This is a genomic window from Marivita geojedonensis (assembly GCF_002115805.1).
GTDB lineage: Bacteria > Pseudomonadota > Alphaproteobacteria > Rhodobacterales > Rhodobacteraceae > Marivita > Marivita geojedonensis.
The window spans coordinates 1-17,114 of record NZ_JFKC01000012.1 but is presented as its reverse complement, the minus strand read 5'-3'; the positions used below and the strand labels follow the sequence as shown (position 1 = coordinate 17,114).

Here is a 17,114-nt window from a genome sequence, read left to right as displayed (position 1 = left end):
CACCGATCCGGGCATCAGTTCGTACCTTCCTTCAGACGGCTTGGTGTGGGTTCGGGAAAAAGGCGGTGAACCAGTGGCGCGATTTCTTTCGAGACCGGAGAGGCGAGGCTCGTTTCGATATGTCGCCACACCCGGGGAATAAGGTTCAGGTATCCGGGTTTGCCCATTTCTGTCGCCAACCGCGCGAATATCCCCAAAATCCGGAGATTGCGCTGCAGGCCAATCAGATGAAACGCCGGCATGAATTCTGACTCAGATCGGCCGGTTCCGCCGAGATAGTGAGCAAGCACTGCGTTGTGGGCTGCATCAGACACATCCCGGCGTGCGTCCTGCAGCATGGAAACCAGATCGTAGATCGGCGGACCCGCAAGTGCATCCTGAAAATCAAGAAGCCCAACCCGTTCAACGCCCGAACGTTCGGGAAGCCAGATCATATTCTCGGCATGAAAATCCCTCAGCACCAGAACTGAGGTCTTAGGCAGATGCTTGTCCAAGTGGTCGGTCAAAAGGGAGGTTATGCGATCCGCCTCCCGACCAGCGCTCCGACCCAAAAGGGGCAGGTAATGCGTAAAGGCAGGTTCAATCATTTGACCCAGGACCTCGGGCGATGCTGTCGTGAGGCCATCCGGGGCAGGCAGGTTTTCGAGGTGAACGAGAACATCCGTCGCGGCCAAATAGAGCGGAACTTCCGTCTCTGGAGTTTGCGCAATGACACGCGCGAATTGCGCATCACCAAAATCCTCGAGCAGCATCAGCCCTTTGTCCCGCTTCAAGACTGCCGGAGCAGAGAGACCGATGCTCCGAAGGTGGTTTGCGATGCGCTCAAAGCGAGCTGTGTCGTCCTGCGGATCGACCATGAGGATGGCCCGTTTTTCGCCGTAACAGAGCCTGATATACCGTCGAGAGGACGCATCACCCGCAAGAGGTTCACGCATTGCGCCTTCCCAGCCTGCGCTTTTCAGGAACGCATCGACATTCATGCCAGAGCCTCTTTGACACAACTGGTCCAGTGCGGCGCGGTCCATGTGAACTCGATCTGTCGGGTGTCGTTCTGAAGCATGTCGTCAAAACGGACGGTGAGGGCGGTCTCAGGCGTCAGTTCGGCAAGCCTGTCGGGCCATTCGATCAGACAAATCGCTGCCTGAAATGCGTCCAAGAGGCCCAATTCAACAATCTGATCCGGATCGCCCAAGCGGTACAGGTCGGCGTGCCATAACTCGCAGTCCGGCAAATCGTAGGTCTGAACAAGCGTGAAGGTTGGAGATGGAACATCTTCGGCTTCGGCCAGCCGCGACAGGATCAGCGCGCGCGCGAAATGGCTTTTTCCGGCTCCAATTCCTCCTTCCAGAAGCAAAGTGTCTCCGGCACCAAGCTGCGCCCCCACGCGCCTTGCCAGCTGTGCGGTCTCATCGGGAGAGTGTGAGGTGAAGGCCGCTCTGCTTTTGGTCATGCGGCATGTTTACCTTCCCTGATGTGGGCTGCAAGATTGGAAACCCTCGCTCAGGCGGAAACGATCTGAAGCCCGTCCTGTTCGTTTGCGCCTTCTTGCACCTTGGGCTGGTGACAGAAGCGAACCAGCGTCGCGCCGTAGCAGATCGGATCGACCCGACAGACGATCCTACGCCCATCTTTTGCGCGCAGGTCACTGTCCCAACTCGCCCTTTCGGTACTGGTGGTCACGAAGTCCCTAAGTTCGGGCCAGACCGGGCTTGGGTGAAATGCTGTTTTCCATTCCTGCGTCGCTTCCATGATGGTGAATTCGGTGATGCGGGTGTCCGGATCAACTTTCCACATCAGCTTGTAGGCTGTATTGCACACGGTCAGGACACCCTGCTGCGTGAACGCCGCGACGGCATCTTCCATCGCGTCGATCATCGACTGCATGGTCTCCAGTTCAGCGCGAAATCCCCGCGTCAGAGACACTTCGGCTGTAATGTCGTTGAACAGAAATGCGATGGCCCCATCAGGATAAGGACGCCCGGTCACATCGAAGGTTTGACCGCCGGCCAGGTTCCAGGTCTCACGGTATCTGTCATCGCTGGCAGCGGCGACAAGCTTGGCCATCTTCTCTCGCCAATTGTCATAGTTTTTCGGCTCAGGCATCACGCGGCGTTCGCGCAGCTTGTCGAAGAATTCAAACAATGGTGGTCGATTGCTGAGAAATTCGACCGATATACCGCTCAGATCGATCAGGGCCGGGTTGAACAGGGCCAAGCGCCGTTCGCGGTCAAAAATCGCGAGTCCGGTGGTGAGATTTGCAAAGGTCTTGGAGAGGGTCTGCACAAAATTTCGCTGTGCTTCCTCGGCATGCACAACTGCGTCAGCGCCATTCGCATAAAAGAGAATTCCGGTTTCGGTTTCCTTGCGTGTCACTTCGAGCCATTTTGGGCCAACGGAACCGGAGCCTTCCAGCTTTATACGCTTCGAACACAGGATTTCGCCGTCGAAAATCTGTTCTGCAATTTGGGTTGCAAAAGCGGTCTTTCCGCCGTGCTGGCCTGAAAGGTCGCAAAAGGCTTCGTTTCCCCAGATCACTTCAGTTCGGGCATCCACGCACCAGATTGGATCGGGCGCATATAAGAGCGCTGGTCGGATTTGGGAGACAGCCACTTCGTTCTGGCGATCAAGAAACCACTGTTTGGAAGTTTTTTTCTGCGTTGGAAGAAAGGTTACCCGATATCCTCCTGCAACCTTACGGAGTGAGACAGAAACAGGTGATTGGGCTTTGTTAGGCTCGAATTCCGTCAGGGTTAGGGGCAGAGATGGCACGATGTGGATTAAAGCCTTGCGTGTGCTTTCCCATGTGATTGGTGTGGGGATGTCTGCGAGCAATGGCCAGACTTCATCATCGGCATCGACAAGAACGCCATCTTGGAAGAGCAGAGACAGACTCTGTTCAAATGTCGTATCAGGTGAGTACGGGACTGGGCGGTTTCGTTGGAAAATCCATGCAGCGACCGCACCGGCACATACCAGACCAACGATAATGGGTGGCCAAAAAACCATTTCTGCCCGGACCTCCGCGTTTGTGCGCAGGCTGGAGTCAACGCGGAGATGGTTAATGGATCGTTAAGTCTGACGCAGGAACCGTCAAAGATCGAAAGACGGGTTCTCGCCGATACCCTCACCTTTCGGGAGCGTGGGCGGAACGATTGCTTCTCTTGGCCAGATCACCTCGACAACCGCTCCGCGACGTTTGCTTGTGCCATTCATGCGGTCGCTGCCATTGGCAAAACTGAGTTCCGCACCGGATCGCTCAAGAAGCGTTTTGGCGATGAACAGTCCAAGCCCCATTCCCTCATATTCGGGCCGCGTTGTACGGTCGCGTTCGGTGCGCCGGTTGCGAACGAACGGATCACCGATCCGACCCAGCAAGTTCGTCGGATAGCCTGGACCATCGTCCAAAATGCGCATCGAAACGGTCTTTTCGTCCCATCTGGCTTCGACCCAGACCGTTGCACGGGCAAAATCCACTGCGTTCTGAATCAGATTGCGGAGGCCGTGAATGACTTCGGGCCGGCGCAGAACAAGAGGTTGATCATGGGTGATCTCGTTTTCGTCGCCCAACCCGTCGATCAGAACATCCTTCCCTCTGTTCACATGGGGTTCCGCCGCCTCGCGGATGACTTCGAGCAATGGCGCTGAGCGGATCTGCAGGTCTTCTTTGCCGGCCCGGCCCATGGATTGCAGAATATCGCGGCATCGGTCTGCCTGGTTCCGGATCAGGCGAGCGTCTTCCTGAAGATCCGGATGATCGTCCAGGTCTTCGATCAATTCAGCACTGGTCAGTTTGATCGTCGCCAGCGGTGTGCCAAGCTCATGCGCTGCCGCTGCGACGACACCGCCGAGATTGTTGAGCATCTGCGTTCGGCTGAGCGCCATTTGCGTGGCAACGACGGCGTCGCTCATTGAATTCATCTCTTCTGTGATCTGGCGCGCGTACAGCGACAGGAAGATGACTGCGATCGTGATCGCGACCCATTGCCCAAAGACGAAAACGTCTGCGATCCGCAGGATGAAACCCTGCTCTGTCCGCAGCGGCAGGTGGAAAAACATCATCAGAGTGACAAGAGCAAGGGCCGTCGCTCCAATTATGATTGTCGATCTCAGGGTCATGATCGTGGCCGAAACGATCACCGGACCAAGGATGAGGATCGTGAATGGATTATGGAGTCCACCCGTCAGGTAGAGCAGGAACGAGAGCTGAAGCAGATCGAACAGCACCATCAAGAAGTTTTCGGCTTCATTCAGGCGCTTGTTTTCGGGAAATACGAAGATGGCGATGAGGTTTCCGACAATGGAGACCCCGATGGCCAGATAGCAAAGGCCCAGTTCGAGCTGCAGGTTGTAGAATTTCTGCGCAAGTGTGATTGCGGTCAGCTGGCCCACAATGGCGAACCATCTCAACCAGATCATTGTCCGGAGGCGAATGAAGCTGCCCCGCTGGCGTTCCTGGAAGAGTCCGAATTCGGATTGCGTCATCTGCGCCCTTTCGTCACTTGCTCCGGCAGGGAAAATCCTTACGTCGGCAGAAACGAAGCATAAGCAAGGCACTTCCGAAGAGAAGAGCTTTGTTCGCGGGAGAACCAAGAGGACGATATGGTACGTTTGGCGGCAATCTCGGCAGGAGTGGCACTTGTCGCACTTCTTGGTGGCATCTGGTACGCCACCATGCCCGGTGGCGAGGGGGATGACAAATATGCCCAGTGCCGGAACACGAAAGTTGCCGGTGGTGCTGACACCATTGGCGGGCCGTTCACGCTCGTCAATTCTGCCGGTGAGACAGTGACGGACAAGGATGTGATCACAGAGCCGTCGCTGATTTACTTCGGGTATACGTTCTGCCCCGATGTCTGCCCGCTCGATACTGTTCGAAACGCTGAATCGGTCGATATTCTGCGTGAGCGGGGATACGATATTACCCCGGTTTTCATCTCAATCGACCCGAACCGCGATACCCCGGAAGTGGTTGGTGATTTTGCCGCCAATCTGCACGAAGATATGATCGGGCTGACCGGAAGCGAGGAACAGGTGCAGGCCGCGAGCCAGGCCTATCGGACCTATTTTCGCCGACAGCCCGGGGATGACGACTACTACCTCGTGGATCACTCGACCTTCACCTATCTGGTGATGCCGGAGGATGGTTTTGTGGAGTTCTTCCGGCGCGAGCTCAGCCCGGATCAACTTGCCGAGCGCGCTGCCTGCTTTCTTGAAGTTGTGCAATAGAGGGCCATTTGCCCGTTGATGTTGAAAAATTCGCCGGTAATACTGGCGGATAACGCAAACGCGACGGGAGGGAACCACTGTGAGCGAGCGGACACTGGACGATCTGGGCGAGGACAAAAGCCTCTTGCTTGTGGACGACGACGAGCCGTTTCTGCGCAGGCTAGCCAAAGCCATGGAGAAGCGCGGGTTCGAAGTTGAAACCGCTCCGTCAGTGACATCCGGATCTGCCATCGCAACCGCCCGTCCCCCTGCTTATGCGGTTGTCGATCTACGACTTGAAGATGGCAATGGGCTCGACGTTGTGGAAGTGATCCGCGAGAAGCGCCCCGACAGCCGGGTCGTGGTTCTTACGGGATACGGAGCCATCGCGACTGCTGTTGCGGCGGTCAAAATCGGCGCAACGGACTACCTCTCGAAACCTGCGGATGCGACAGACATTACCAACGCTCTGCTGGCCAAAGGAGACGACCTTCCGCCGCCGCCAGAGAACCCGATGAGCGCAGATCGTGTCCGTTGGGAGCATATCCAGCGCGTTTACGAGCTTTGTGATCGCAACGTGTCAGAGACTGCCCGCCGGTTGAACATGCACCGCCGCACCTTGCAGCGAATTCTTGCGAAACGAAGCCCCAGATAGGGCTGATTACACAATCGGGTCAGGTTAGGTCGAAGCGTTTGCTGATCCGGTCGACGATTTGTCCGTTTGCAAGCGGAACGTCTGGATGAAAGGCGTAATCTTCGAACCCGCGGCTTTGATAATATGCCAAACCACCGGCGTTGTCGGCTCGGATTGTAGCGTTGATCCAGCGATACCCCAACGCCTGCGCCGCAGATTTGGTCTTTTCGAACAGCTTTGATCCAATCCCGAAACCGGTCTCTCCTATCGCTACGAATGTTGCGATGTCGCCAACATCGGGACCAAGTTCATGATGCGGTTCAATAAACTGGAAGCCTTTGATTTCACCGGCGTCTGTTTCTGCTACGAACCATGCTGAACGGGTTGGCGCGCGATGCATCCACTCCAGAAGAGAATCGCGTGATACAGGTTTGGTATGCGCAGTCGTGCCACCTTTGCGGATAATGGCGTCAAGCAGTCCGGCCATCTCCCGGGCATCAAACTCGCCCGCGCGTCGAACTGTGATCACAACATCGCCTGCAGCAAACTGGCATGACGTTCAGTGAACTCGGAGCGCACCGCCACTGGGGGGCGAAGAACGATAGACAGGTCTGCAATCAGATCGAGATCCGGGGCGCCAAAGAACCTGTCCGCCTCAGCGCGTGTGAATCCGGCGATCTGTGTTGCTTCCATCCATGCACTGATGCGGTCTGCCTTTTTGATCTGCCGTTTGAGTTTTGCGGGCGTCACCGCCGGCAAGCCGAAGCGAATGTGTATGGCTGCCGACAACCTGTCGTCCAGATCGCCATAGCCCGGTCCGACAGCCGCCTTAACCGGAGAGATCATGTCGCCGATTACGTATTCCGGTGCATCATGCAGAAGAGCAGTCAGTCTTTCGGCGGCCGTGGCCTTGGGACAGAGCCGCGAAAAAAGCGTCTCGACCAAAAGTGAGTGTTCAGCCACCGAATAGGCATAGTCCCCAAATGTCTGACCGTTCCAACGGGCGACAAAGGCCAGGCCATGAGCGATATCTTCGATCTCGATATCCACGGGTGTCGGATCCAGCAGATCCAACCGCCGACCGGATAACATCCGTTGCCATGCGCGCGGGGGTTTCGCCATTGTTTTCCTCGTTTTCAACTTCGGTAGTGCGCCAATCGCAGGTTGTAAACTGCCGCGCATTGCCCGCGTGGTGACCCCGTGCTAACTGCCCTTTCAACCAAGTATGACATGTGGAGTGCCGGGAATGGCCAAGGATTATATCGTCAAGGACATCGCACTGGCCGGATTTGGCCGCAAGGAACTGGACATTGCCGAAACCGAAATGCCGGGGCTTATGGCGCTGCGCGAAGAATATGGCGCGGAGAAACCGCTGGCCGGCGCGCGGATTGTCGGGTCTCTGCACATGACGATTCAGACCGCGGTTCTGATCGAGACGCTTGTCGCGCTGGGCGCAGATGTGCGCTGGGCGTCGTGCAACATCTTCTCGACGCAGGATCACGCGGCGGCGGCGATTGCCGAAGCAGGCGTTCCGGTTTTTGCGATCAAGGGCCAGACGCTGGAAGAGCATTGGGATTACCTCGACAAGTCGTTCATGTTCCCCGAAGGCGCGAACATGATCCTCGACGATGGCGGCGACGCGACGCTGTATGTGCTGCTCGGCGCACGGGCGGAAGCGGGTGAAGAGATCATCCCTGTTCCGCATTCCGAAGAAGAGGAAGTGATCAAAAAGCAGATCGCCAAGCGCATGGCAGAAAGCCCGGGCTGGTTCACCAAGACCCGTGACGCGATCAAGGGTGTGTCCGAAGAAACCACCACCGGTGTCAACCGCCTTTACCAACTGATGCGCGAAGGCCGTCTGCCTTTCCCGGCGATCAACGTGAACGACAGCGTCACCAAGTCGAAGTTCGACAACAAGTACGGCTGCAAGGAATCGCTGGTTGATGGCATCCGCCGCGCCACCGACACGATGATGGCCGGTAAGGTTGCTGTCGTGTGCGGCTACGGCGACGTGGGCAAAGGCTCTGCCGCGTCTCTCGCCGGTGCTGGTGCCCGTGTGAAAGTGACCGAAGCCGACCCGATCTGCGCGCTTCAGGCAGCGATGGACGGGTTCGAAGTTGTGCTGCTTGAGGACGTGGTGGGCACGGCCGACATCTTCATCACAACCACCGGCAACAAGGACGTCATCCGCATCGAGCATATGCGCGAGATGAAGGACATGGCCATAGTCGGCAACATCGGCCACTTCGACAATGAAATTCAGGTGGCGTCCCTGCGCAATCACAAGTGGACCAACATCAAGGAACAGGTGGACATGATCGAGATGCCCTCGGGCAACCGCATCATCCTGTTGTCGGAGGGCCGTCTGCTGAACCTTGGCAACGCCACGGGCCACCCGTCCTTCGTGATGTCCGCGTCCTTCACCAATCAGGTGCTGGCGCAGATCGAACTTTGGAAAAACGGCGACCAGTATGAGAACAAGGTCTACATCCTGCCCAAGCATCTGGACGAAAAGGTCGCCCGCCTGCATCTGGGCCGGATCGGCGTGAAACTGACGCAGCTCTCTCCGGAACAGGCCGCCTATATCGGTGTCACTCCGGAAGGTCCGTTCAAACCCGAGCACTACCGGTACTGATCAATTCAAAGGCCCGCCAATGACTGGCGGGCCTTCACATTCGCAATCAGGCGTCTTTCGGTATCCGAAGCGTCTGACCTGGGTAGATCTTGTCCGGATCGCTCAGCATCGGACGATTGGCCTCGAATATCTCTTTGTACCGAGCGCCGTTGCCCAAGGTCTTTTCGGCGATCGCCCAGAGCGTGTCACCTTTCTTGACCTCGTGGAACATCGGCTCGTCCGAAGTGTCAGCTTCAACCGAGGAGACACCTTCGACGTTGCCGACCGCTAGGATCACTTTTTCACGCTCTTCCTGTGTCATGTCCCCGCCGGACACGACCACCTTGTCGCCCTCTACCTTGATCTCGGCGCCCTTGGTGTCGAGCCCGAGGTCAGCGACCTCTTTCTGCAAGACCGCCGCTGTCGGCACATCATCCGCGCCGACAAGTTTACGACCGGCCGATTTCATGAAATTCCAAAGACCCATTAGTTCCTCCTGACAATGATACAGCCCTAGCATTGAGTGACTTTCCCGCCAGTACCAGAGGGAAAACTCACTCCTGTTCCGCAAAAGTGCATTTTTCGTTGCCCGAGCCATGGGATTTTGCCACCTTTGCGCAAGTTGGGGGCCGGTCCTCCGGGGAACCAAGACTTCACAGGGAGACAGTGATGGGTAAACGAGACGACTTGATCGCAAAGTATGCGGATGACCTGAAAAACAAGTGCGGCATGACTCCGGATATGGACTTGCTGACCAAAGTGACGATTGGCTGTGGACCTGCCATCTACAATGATGACGCCTCGACCGTCGCTGGTTCGCAAGAGTCCGAACTGGAAACGGTCAAAAACAATTTCCTCATCAAGAAACTTGGTTTGAGCGATGGTCCGGAGCTGATGGATGGCATCAACTCGGTGATCGAAACCTACGGCAAGTCGGAGCGCAACAAATACCGCGCTGTGGTTTACTACATGCTCACCAAGCATTTCGGCAAAGAGTCGGTTTACGGCTGAGGGCAAAGCTCTTTCGTTTATCGAAGGGCGTCCCCAACGGGGCGCCTTTTTCTATTTCAATTGAAGAAAATGCCGTGGACTTGGCGTTTGGTATCTGCGCGCCACACGGGTATAACCGGAGGGACGGTCAGGACGACCGAAACCATATTCAGTTGACGCGCGTGGTGACTTGGGAGCGCGGGAACGGAGGGTTTCGGCGCAGGCCGGACCCTCCGTGAATTAAAGAAGGGTCAAAACCGCGCCAATGATCGTGCATCCAAAGACAGCATAGCCACCGTCGATCATAGTCAGTGCAAAGGGCCTTCCTGCGTAGGCGTTATTGATCATCGTCCACGGCGCAATAAAGAACAAACCAATTCCCAAACCCGTCAATGCGCCTTTGCTCACAGTCTCGATCCCGCTCATTGCAAAGATGTGGCGCATCATGCCGGCGACCAACAGCATGCAAATCGCTGAGAGAATGAAAGGAAGCGGGCTGGTGTTTGCAGGTTTGCCGCTGGAATCGCATTCCACGCCGGACGCCGTGATCCAAGGCTTGGACAGAATCATGTACCAAACTGCCCCAAACACCCAAGATGCCGCTGCGGCGGCAATAACTGACACAAGTCCCATGGAACCCTCCTTTGATATGCTGGCAGCATATCGCCAAAGCCGTGTTCCTCTTAATGAAAAAGCGTCTTAACGGTTCAACCCGGCCCATTCACAGATAATCTGCCATTCATCCGGAGTGACAGGCTGAACGGACAGACGGGAATTGTTCACGAGGACCATCTTGGACAGCCGCTCATCCGATTTGATCTGCTCAAGAGTGGCCGGCGTTTTCGCCGGTTCCAGCGCTTTTATGTCCACGCACTCCCATCGTTCATCATCGGTAGTGCTGTCTGGATGTGCTTCGGCAATGACCTCAACGGTGCCGACAACGGCCTTTTCCTTTTGGGAATGATAGAAGAATCCCCTGTCGCCGACCGCCATTTCACGCATGAAGTTGCGTGCCTGGTAGTTTCGAACGCCGTCCCATTCTTCGCCAGCGTCGCCTTTGGCGACCTGATCCTCCCACGACCAGGTCGAGGGTTCCGATTTGAAGAGCCAGTACCTCATCGTTGAATCACGCGCTTCCAAGGGATCAGATCGACGCTCTGAAACAATCCGGCTTGCGCATACGGGTCATTGTCTGCCCAGGCTTGAGCCGCCGCCATGTCGGGTACATCGAGAATGACCAGCGATCCGATCATCTGGTCCTTTGCATCCAGCAGCGGTCCAGCCTGTTCGACAACGCCTGTTGCCTCAATGTAGCCAAGATGGGCGTCACGGTTGGCTTTGCGGGTTTCCAGGGCACCGGGTTTGTCTCGGGCGATCAGGGCAATCAGCATTCATTCTTCCTTCAATGGGCGGGTCATCAGGGCGTCTATGGCATCTGTGATCGTCGTCGATCCGTCAAGAAGCTCGGTCACCGTTCGTGTGATTGGAACATCCAATCCTTTTTCGTTCGCAATCCGAAGCATTGCATGCGCTGTTGCGGCGCCTTCGACGGTGATGGAGGGATCGAATTTTTCGCCTGTTCCGAGCGATAGACCAAGCCGATAGTTTCTCGACAGATCCGACGTACAGGTAAGCGCAAGATCTCCAAGGCCGGACAGGCCGGAGAGGGTTTCAGGGCGTGCGCCCAAAGCAGCACCAATCCGCTGCATCTCTGCAAAGCCTCGGGTCATTGTCGCGGCACGTGCGCTATCGCCCAGACCGGCGCCGATGACCGCACCGCAGGCAATTGCCATCACATTTTTCAATGCGCCGCCCAGTTCCGCACCAACCGTGTCGGACGTGCGGTAGAGCCTGAGCGTCGGTGTGGTCAGAGCCTGTTGCAGAACCGCGCCGGTAACGTTGTCGGCGCAGGCCAGCGTCAGTGCTGTGGGCCGTCCGATAGCGATATCTGCTGCAAAGCTCGGTCCTGTCAGAACAGCCGATGTGATACCCGGCAGGGTGTCTTCGAGAACGCGGGTCGGACCCAGCCCGCTGTGCAATTCGATCCCCTTGCAACACGCAACGAGTGCTGCGGAGGGTGCCCCAAGGTCTGCAATGGCAGCGCGCATTGACTGCAACGGAACCGCAATCAGAAGAGCGGTGCCTTTGGCAGCGAGTGCCAAGTCCTGCGTCACGTGCAGGCTCTCGGGGAAAGGCGCGTTCGGAAGGTAGGCTCTGTTGCAGCGCAACTCGGCCATATCGCGCGCTTGATCCGCATTGCGGCACCAAAGATTGACCGTGTGACCGGCTTTGCCCAAGGCGATTGCAAGGGCGGTCCCAAACGCTCCTGCTCCCATGACCCCGATCATGCCTTGGCCCCTTTCTTTCCGCTGCCCAAAGCTGCGGGCGCCTGTTTGTCGAGCGGCCATCTTGGGCGTGCGGAAAGACTCAGATCGTCGGCGCCCTCCGATGCGAACTTTTCGGCTCCGGCGAAGGCGATCATTGCCGCATTGTCTGTGCAGAGGGCCAACGGTGGCGCGACAAAGGGGATATCCCGTGCGTCGGAAAGTGTCTCTAGTGAAGCACGAAGTGACTTGTTGGCGGCGACACCGCCGGCGACGGCGAAGCCCGTGATGTCATTGGATACCTCTAACGCGCGGCGCGATTTCTCGACAAGGACATCCCGGATCGCGGCTTGAAACCCCGCGCAAAGATCGTTGACATCTTTCGGATGAAGACCCCCCTGATCGGAAACGAGCTGGTCGCGCTGCCTGAGCAGAGCGGTCTTGAGCCCCGAAAACGACAGATCACACCCGGCGCGATCAAGGAGAGGCCGGGGAAACTTGAAGCGCGTTTCGTCCCCATCCTTGGCATGCTGTTCAACCGAGGGTCCGCCCGGTTGTGGCAGACCCAGAAGGCGGGCGGTCTTGTCAAAGGCTTCACCGGGGGCATCGTCAATTGTGCTGCCAAGGCGTGAAAACCGGTTAGGTCCATCCACACGCAGAAACTGGCAATGCCCGCCGGACACCAGCAGAATGAGATACGGGTATTCCAAACCATCCGTCAGACGCGGAGTCAGCGCATGCCCGGCAAGGTGATTGACTCCAATCAGAGGCTTGCCTGTGGCGGCACTCAGGCCTTTGGCCATCATCACTCCTGAAAGGACACCACCGATCAGGCCGGGGCCTGCGGTCACCGCAATGGCGTCGATTTCCGATAATGGGGTTCCAGCCTTGTTAAGTGCCGTTTCGATGCAGATGTCGAGCTTCTCGGCATGCGCGCGCGCAGCGATTTCAGGCACAACCCCGCCGAAAGCGGCATGCAGCGCGGTTTGGTCCGCGACCACCGAAGACAGTATCGTGCGTCCGCGGAGTACCGCTGCGGCGGTATCGTCGCAGCTGCTTTCCAGCCCGAGAACAGTGATGTCGTGGTTCATCAGACTTTCCGTTGCACCCTTGAGGTCGAGCAGTTACCACCCTTGTCTGCTGCTCACAACAAGACGGACGGTATGGCTGACCGACGCCCGCTTCTGCTGCTGACCCGCCCCCAAGCCGCCTCCGAGGCGTTTTGGGCCGCTCTGCCGCGTGAGACCCGTGAAAATGCCGAATGTTTAATCAATCCGTTGATGAGCATACATGTCACTGGCCCGCTGCCCTCACTTGATGGGGTCACTGGCTTGATCTTCACGTCGGCGAACGGTCTACATGCCTACAAGGCGCTGGGCGGTGCTAATCTTGATCTGCCTGCAATTGCGGTTGGAGAAGGAACTGCGAAGGCTGTTCGGTCGTTTGGTTTTGATACGGATGTAGCCGGTGGGACTGCTGATCAGTTGGTTCAGCACATTCTGGATCGGGGCTATCCCGGCGGCCTGCTGCATGTGAGGGGGGAGGTGGCAATTGGAGATGTCGCCCGGCGACTGTCGGAAAACGGAGTGCCGACCGCGGAAGCCATCCTATATCAGCAGAAACTTGAGCCTTTTTCGGAGAGGACGCGGGAAGCTTTGTCGCAAGACAGACACATCCTCGCACCGGTATTCTCACCGAGGACGGCTCAGCAACTGGGTCGCGAATCGGACGGCGCGACGCATATCCGGTTTGCCGCAATCAGTCGGGCTGTAGCGGATGCCTTGCCAGATGCGGTCGCAGACAGAGTTCGAATTGCAAAGATGCCAAACAGGGACGGCATGGTGCAGTTGGTGAGTGAAATGATCTCGGATGACCTGACGCTTGAGCGGCGGCAGCGAGACTTGTAAGGTAAAGTTGACAGTCATGTCGCGGAGACTTGACAGATTCGAAGGAAATACCGGTGGCGAAACGCAAAAGCACGGACACGACCTCAAACGAAGAAACCGAAAAGATGGCCGAAGCGGATCAGGCAAACGATGCGTCTGACAACTCGGAAGACGTCTCCAAGGATCTGGAGACAGCGGCTGAAGCCATTGAAGCGGTTGAGGTTTATGCCCCTGTCGACGAAACGCCAGCGGGCAGCGAGGCTCCTCCAACTGATGACGGAACCGAAACTGGGGACTCTGCTGCCGATGGAGTGATCGAGCAGGCCGAGCCGACCGAGGAGGATCGGGTTTCGCCCGACGAAGACGCGGTTTCTGCGGACGAATCCTCGGACATCGAGTCGGATCAAAATCAGGAAGCAGAGGACTCTTTCGTCGCCGATGACCATTTGACCGAGGAAGAGGCCGAAAAGCTGATCGAAGAGGCCGAAACGGTCGAAGGGCACGCCGCGGATTATCAAGCTGTGACCGAACCGGATCAGATGCCAGTCGCTCCGCAGGTCGTGAAAGAGACCACGATCGAGCGGAAGGGTGGCTTTGTCCCGATGCTCTTGGGTGGCGCTGCGGCGGCCGTTCTTGGTTACGGTGTTGCTGCCTATTCCTCACAGGCCGTTTGGCCTTTCGAAGCGTCGTCTGACACAGGTTTCGAAGATGAGGTCCGGGACGCCCTTGCGACACAGGACGGGTCTTTGTCAGATCTCGGCGCGCGAATTACAGAGCTGGAGGGTGTTGAAGCTCCGACTGTTGATCTCGGGCCGATCGAAGAACAGGTCGCATCCGTGCAGGCGGTCAGTTCCGATCTTGCCACGCGGCTCGATGAGCTTGCGGCGCGGATCGATACGCTTGAGCGCCAGCCGATGGAGCAGGCAGTGTCGGAGGAAGCGATCGCTGCCTATGAGCGGGCCTTGGCCGATCTGCAGGCTGAAGTTGAAGCGCAACGTGCCGAAGTTGCACAAATGGCTCAGGAAGCCATTCAGGCCGAGGGTAACGCAGAAGAGCAGGCCCAACTTGCCGCGTCGCGTGCTGCGCTCGCGGAAATTACGACGGCACTTGAAACCGGGGCTGGATTCACGAACGCAGTGTCGGTGCTTTCCAATAATGGTGTGACACTGCCCGAGGCTCTGTCGGCACATGCTGAAAGCGGGATTCCGACATTGAGTGGATTGATCGAAGGCTTTCCCGATGCAGCCCGCGCAGCTTTGCGTGAAGCGCGCAGCGTGGAAACTGACAGTGCGGAAGGCACAAATCGGATCGCCACGTTCTTCGCCAATCAGCTCGGTGCGCGGTCCGTCGCACCGCGGGACGGAGATGATCCGGACGCGGTGCTGTCGCGAGTCGAGGCTTCGGTGAAGTCGGGTGATCTGGGCACCGCCCTGTCCGAGTTGTCGGCACTTCCGGATGTCGCGCAGAGCGCGATTGCTGCCTGGCAGATGCAGGCTCAAACTCGCCTCGAGGCGAAAACGGCAGCGGACGGTCTCGTCCAGCAGCTTCTTCAGGAATAAGGGGGGCGTCTGATGCTTTGGTCTCTTTTCAAGATCGTTCTTTTTGTCGTCATCGTCGCAGCCCTGACCCTTGGTGCCGGGTATCTCATGGAGAGCAACGGCGGTATCCAGATTACGGCAGGAGGAACTGAATTTACCCTCGGCCCGCTTCAATCGGTGATTGCGGCCCTTGTGGCAATTCTGGCGGTGTGGATCTTCCTGAAACTGTTTTCACTCCTCATTGCGACGCTGAAATTCATCAACGGTGATGAAACGGCGATTTCGCGCTACTTTGATCGAAACCGCGAACGCAAAGGATACCAAGCTTTGAGTGAGGGTCTTATGGCTCTGGCTTCGGGCGAAGGCCGTTTGGCGATGGCCAAAGCTTCGAAAGCCGAGAAATACCTTCACAAACCGGAATTGACCGATCTGATCACGGCACAAGCCGCAGAGATGACGGGTGATCGGAAAAAAGCGGAAGAGGTCTACAAGCGGCTCGTCCAGAACGACACGACACGTTTTGTTGGTGTGCGCGGTCTGATGAAGCAAAAGCTTGACGCCGGTGATACCGACACGGCACTCAAGCTTGCGGAGCGGGCGTTTGCAATCAAGCCGAAGCACGAAGAAGTGCAGGACACATTGCTTCGACTTCAGGCAAAGTCGGCGGATTGGACCGGCGCGCGCAAGACGCTCAATGCCAAGCTAAAGCATGGCGCGTTGCCGCGTGATGTTCACAAGCGGCGGGATGCCGTCCTGGCTCTGTCCGAGGCAAAAGAAATCCTTGATGAAGGCAAGACGATCGAGGCGCAGGAAGCCGCGATTGCTGCCAACAAGTCCTCACCTGATCTGATCCCGGCGGCAGCCATGGCCGCGCGCAGCTACATTGCGCAGGGCAGGCAGAAATATGCGGTGCGGATCCTCAAGAAAGCGTGGCAGGTGCACCCGCATCCCGACCTTGCTGCGGCCTTTGCCGAAATTGAACCGAACGAAAGCGCAGATGCGCGTTTGAAACGGTTCAGACAGCTGACAGCCCTGTGCCCTGACCACCGGGAAACAAAGCTGCTTCTGGCCGAATTGAATCTCGCTGCTGAGGATTTCCCCGAAGCACGTCGGTCGCTTGGAGATCTTGCCGAGAACGAACCTGATACTCGGGTTCTGGCCATCGCGGCGGCCATTGAGCGCGGCGAAGGCGCATCCGATGCCGTTGTACGTGGCTGGCTGGCCCGGGCACTCACTGCACCGCGCGGACCGCAATGGGTTTGTGACAACTGCAAAACGATCCACAGTGAGTGGACCCCAGTCTGCTCAACATGTGAAAGCTTCGACACTCTGAGCTGGACGACCCCTCCGCAAAGCGAAACCGTGCTGCCTGCGGGTGCGGAGATGCTGCCTCTGATTGTCGGTTCACTCGAAGACAAATCGAATGAAACCGAAGAAGCTGAGGTGATCGACCCGGAGCCGGTATCGACCCCTGAAGCCCCCACAGAAGCAACGGTAGAAGACACGGCATCTCCGGTCGATGAGCCGTCCGACGCTCCGGAGCCGGAAAAGGTGAAATAAGACTTTTCTCGGCATTAAACCGATGCTAACAGCCCGGCCAATCCCCGCACGTTCGTCTGGGATTGGCCGGTGTAGCTCAGCTGGTAGAGCACGTCATTCGTAATGATGGGGTCGTAGGTTCGAGTCCTATCACCGGCACCACCTTCTTCGACATATCCCCTAAAGAAACATAGTTAAGTTTTTTGCCCAATGGGTTTCATAAGTTGCAGGTGAGTGGCCATCTTTGTGCAAATTGGACCCTCTCCGGACATTCGCCAGGATAGTCATCGCCATAGCGCCGCTTCCCCGAACCGTTCATGCGTAGCATGGTCTCGCAGTCTACGGTCAGCAGTGTGGAATGATCTGGCCCTACTAGGGTCAGGA

The 17,114-nt window shown here is 57.3% G+C and carries 19 protein-coding genes and 1 tRNA gene; 8 read left to right on the top strand and 12 right to left on the bottom strand.

Going from position 1 to position 17,114, the window contains the following annotated elements:
- Positions 1-14: 14 nt before the first annotated feature.
- The 4 genes from MGEO_RS12580 to regB all read right to left on the bottom strand — a co-directional run bounded on the left by MGEO_RS12580 (position 15) and on the right by regB (position 4,482).
- Positions 15-980, bottom strand: a complete 966-nt coding sequence (locus MGEO_RS12580) for an aminoglycoside phosphotransferase family protein (protein WP_085638157.1) — start codon at positions 978-980, stop codon at positions 15-17.
- Positions 977-1,450, bottom strand: a complete 474-nt coding sequence (gene tsaE / locus MGEO_RS12575) for a tRNA (adenosine(37)-N6)-threonylcarbamoyltransferase complex ATPase subunit type 1 TsaE (protein WP_085638153.1) — start codon at positions 1,448-1,450, stop codon at positions 977-979. The genes MGEO_RS12580 and tsaE overlap by 4 nt, the downstream gene beginning before the upstream one ends.
- 50 nt (positions 1,451-1,500) lie before the next feature.
- A complete protein-coding gene (locus MGEO_RS12570; RefSeq protein WP_158091018.1) occupies positions 1,501-2,610 on the bottom strand; it encodes a PAS-domain containing protein in 1,110 nt (369 codons plus the stop codon).
- Positions 2,611-3,090: 480 nt separating this feature from the next.
- Positions 3,091-4,482, bottom strand: a complete 1,392-nt coding sequence (gene regB / locus MGEO_RS12565; protein WP_085638147.1) for a sensor histidine kinase RegB — start codon at positions 4,480-4,482, stop codon at positions 3,091-3,093.
- 117 nt (positions 4,483-4,599) lie between these two features.
- On the opposite strand from regB, the gene MGEO_RS12560 reads away from it, so the two are divergent.
- Positions 4,600-5,226, top strand: a complete 627-nt coding sequence (locus tag MGEO_RS12560; RefSeq protein ID WP_085638144.1) for an SCO family protein — start codon at positions 4,600-4,602, stop codon at positions 5,224-5,226.
- A gap of 79 nt (positions 5,227-5,305) precedes the next feature.
- Positions 5,306-5,860: an ActR/PrrA/RegA family redox response regulator transcription factor gene (locus MGEO_RS12555; RefSeq protein ID WP_085638141.1), complete on the top strand. Its 555-nt coding sequence runs from the start codon at positions 5,306-5,308 to the stop codon at positions 5,858-5,860.
- 19 nt (positions 5,861-5,879) lie between these two features.
- On the opposite strand, the gene MGEO_RS12550 is transcribed toward MGEO_RS12555, so the two are convergent.
- Both MGEO_RS12550 and MGEO_RS12545 read right to left on the bottom strand, forming a co-directional pair.
- Entirely contained in the window at positions 5,880-6,368 is a 489-nt protein-coding gene (locus MGEO_RS12550; protein WP_085638138.1) for a GNAT family N-acetyltransferase, read from the bottom strand.
- Positions 6,365-6,961 carry an HD domain-containing protein gene (locus MGEO_RS12545; protein ID WP_085638135.1) on the bottom strand — a complete coding sequence of 199 codons (597 nt, stop codon included), beginning with the start codon at positions 6,959-6,961 and terminating at the stop codon, positions 6,365-6,367. Before MGEO_RS12545 ends, MGEO_RS12550 begins: the two co-directional genes overlap by 4 nt.
- Before the next feature lie 124 nt (positions 6,962-7,085).
- Here MGEO_RS12545 and ahcY point away from each other — a divergent pair, with 124 nt between their 5' ends.
- Positions 7,086-8,474: an adenosylhomocysteinase gene (gene ahcY / locus MGEO_RS12540; RefSeq protein ID WP_085638132.1), complete on the top strand. Its 1,389-nt coding sequence runs from the start codon at positions 7,086-7,088 to the stop codon at positions 8,472-8,474.
- Between the two features lie 46 nt (positions 8,475-8,520).
- Here the strand turns inward: ahcY and lysM are convergent, their stop codons facing one another.
- Positions 8,521-8,940 carry a peptidoglycan-binding protein LysM gene (gene lysM, locus MGEO_RS12535; RefSeq protein WP_085638129.1) on the bottom strand — a complete coding sequence of 140 codons (420 nt, stop codon included), beginning with the start codon at positions 8,938-8,940 and terminating at the stop codon, positions 8,521-8,523.
- 182 nt (positions 8,941-9,122) lie between these two features.
- Here lysM and MGEO_RS12530 point away from each other — a divergent pair, with 182 nt between their 5' ends.
- The gene (locus tag MGEO_RS12530; protein ID WP_085638126.1) at positions 9,123-9,464 is read left to right on the top strand and encodes a DUF2853 family protein; all 342 of its coding nucleotides are present in this window, start codon (positions 9,123-9,125) and stop codon (positions 9,462-9,464) included.
- A gap of 219 nt (positions 9,465-9,683) precedes the next feature.
- Here MGEO_RS12530 and MGEO_RS12525 read toward each other — a convergent pair whose 3' ends face one another.
- The 5 genes from MGEO_RS12525 to tsaD all read right to left on the bottom strand — a co-directional run bounded on the left by MGEO_RS12525 (position 9,684) and on the right by tsaD (position 12,858).
- A complete protein-coding gene (locus tag MGEO_RS12525; RefSeq protein ID WP_085638124.1) occupies positions 9,684-10,076 on the bottom strand; it encodes a DUF1761 domain-containing protein in 393 nt (130 codons plus the stop codon).
- 66 nt (positions 10,077-10,142) lie between these two features.
- Positions 10,143-10,562: an EVE domain-containing protein gene (locus tag MGEO_RS12520; RefSeq protein ID WP_085638121.1), complete on the bottom strand. Its 420-nt coding sequence runs from the start codon at positions 10,560-10,562 to the stop codon at positions 10,143-10,145.
- Positions 10,559-10,834, bottom strand: coding sequence for a YciI family protein (locus tag MGEO_RS12515; RefSeq protein WP_085638118.1), 276 nt, complete (start codon positions 10,832-10,834; stop codon positions 10,559-10,561). The genes MGEO_RS12520 and MGEO_RS12515 overlap by 4 nt, the downstream gene beginning before the upstream one ends.
- Positions 10,835-11,791 (bottom strand): NAD(P)H-dependent glycerol-3-phosphate dehydrogenase, encoded by a 957-nt coding sequence (locus MGEO_RS12510; RefSeq protein ID WP_085638115.1) that lies wholly within the window; start codon positions 11,789-11,791, stop codon positions 10,835-10,837.
- Positions 11,788-12,858 carry a tRNA (adenosine(37)-N6)-threonylcarbamoyltransferase complex transferase subunit TsaD gene (gene tsaD / locus MGEO_RS12505; protein ID WP_085638112.1) on the bottom strand — a complete coding sequence of 357 codons (1,071 nt, stop codon included), beginning with the start codon at positions 12,856-12,858 and terminating at the stop codon, positions 11,788-11,790. The genes MGEO_RS12510 and tsaD overlap by 4 nt, the downstream gene beginning before the upstream one ends.
- Positions 12,859-12,930: 72 nt before the next feature.
- Here tsaD and MGEO_RS12500 point away from each other — a divergent pair, with 72 nt between their 5' ends.
- The 4 genes from MGEO_RS12500 (at position 12,931) to MGEO_RS12485 (ending at position 16,892) form a co-directional block, all read left to right on the top strand.
- Positions 12,931-13,674, top strand: a complete 744-nt coding sequence (locus tag MGEO_RS12500) for a uroporphyrinogen-III synthase (protein WP_085638108.1) — start codon at positions 12,931-12,933, stop codon at positions 13,672-13,674.
- 53 nt (positions 13,675-13,727) lie between these two features.
- A complete protein-coding gene (locus MGEO_RS12495) occupies positions 13,728-15,212 on the top strand; it encodes a hypothetical protein (protein WP_085638105.1) in 1,485 nt (494 codons plus the stop codon).
- A 12-nt stretch (positions 15,213-15,224) separates the two neighbouring features.
- Positions 15,225-16,751: a heme biosynthesis protein HemY gene (locus tag MGEO_RS12490; RefSeq protein ID WP_085638102.1), complete on the top strand. Its 1,527-nt coding sequence runs from the start codon at positions 15,225-15,227 to the stop codon at positions 16,749-16,751.
- A 65-nt stretch (positions 16,752-16,816) separates the two neighbouring features.
- Positions 16,817-16,892, top strand: a tRNA-Thr gene (locus tag MGEO_RS12485).
- Positions 16,893-17,114: the final 222 nt, after the last annotated feature.

Excerpts from the sequence above, each read along its gene's own strand:
- MGEO_RS12545 (WP_085638135.1), bottom strand. The coding sequence starts at position 6,961 with ATGGCGAAACCCCCGCGCGCATGGCAACGGATGTTATCCGGTCGGCGG.
- MGEO_RS12530 (WP_085638126.1), top strand. The coding sequence starts at position 9,123 with ATGGGTAAACGAGACGACTTGATCGCAAAGTATGCGGATGACCTGAAA.
- lysM (WP_085638129.1), bottom strand. The coding sequence starts at position 8,940 with ATGGGTCTTTGGAATTTCATGAAATCGGCCGGTCGTAAACTTGTCGGC.
- ahcY (WP_085638132.1), top strand. The coding sequence starts at position 7,086 with ATGGCCAAGGATTATATCGTCAAGGACATCGCACTGGCCGGATTTGGC.
- MGEO_RS12490 (WP_085638102.1), top strand. The coding sequence starts at position 15,225 with ATGCTTTGGTCTCTTTTCAAGATCGTTCTTTTTGTCGTCATCGTCGCA.
- MGEO_RS12515 (WP_085638118.1), bottom strand. The coding sequence starts at position 10,834 with ATGCTGATTGCCCTGATCGCCCGAGACAAACCCGGTGCCCTGGAAACC.
- MGEO_RS12510 (WP_085638115.1), bottom strand. The coding sequence starts at position 11,791 with ATGATCGGGGTCATGGGAGCAGGAGCGTTTGGGACCGCCCTTGCAATC.
- MGEO_RS12580 (WP_085638157.1), bottom strand. The coding sequence starts at position 980 with ATGAATGTCGATGCGTTCCTGAAAAGCGCAGGCTGGGAAGGCGCAATG.
- MGEO_RS12520 (WP_085638121.1), bottom strand. The coding sequence starts at position 10,562 with ATGAGGTACTGGCTCTTCAAATCGGAACCCTCGACCTGGTCGTGGGAG.
- MGEO_RS12500 (WP_085638108.1), top strand. The coding sequence starts at position 12,931 with ATGGCTGACCGACGCCCGCTTCTGCTGCTGACCCGCCCCCAAGCCGCC.
- MGEO_RS12525 (WP_085638124.1), bottom strand. The coding sequence starts at position 10,076 with ATGGGACTTGTGTCAGTTATTGCCGCCGCAGCGGCATCTTGGGTGTTT.
- regB (WP_085638147.1), bottom strand. The coding sequence starts at position 4,482 with ATGACGCAATCCGAATTCGGACTCTTCCAGGAACGCCAGCGGGGCAGC.
- MGEO_RS12560 (WP_085638144.1), top strand. The coding sequence starts at position 4,600 with ATGGTACGTTTGGCGGCAATCTCGGCAGGAGTGGCACTTGTCGCACTT.
- tsaE (WP_085638153.1), bottom strand. The coding sequence starts at position 1,450 with ATGACCAAAAGCAGAGCGGCCTTCACCTCACACTCTCCCGATGAGACC.
- tsaD (WP_085638112.1), bottom strand. The coding sequence starts at position 12,858 with ATGAACCACGACATCACTGTTCTCGGGCTGGAAAGCAGCTGCGACGAT.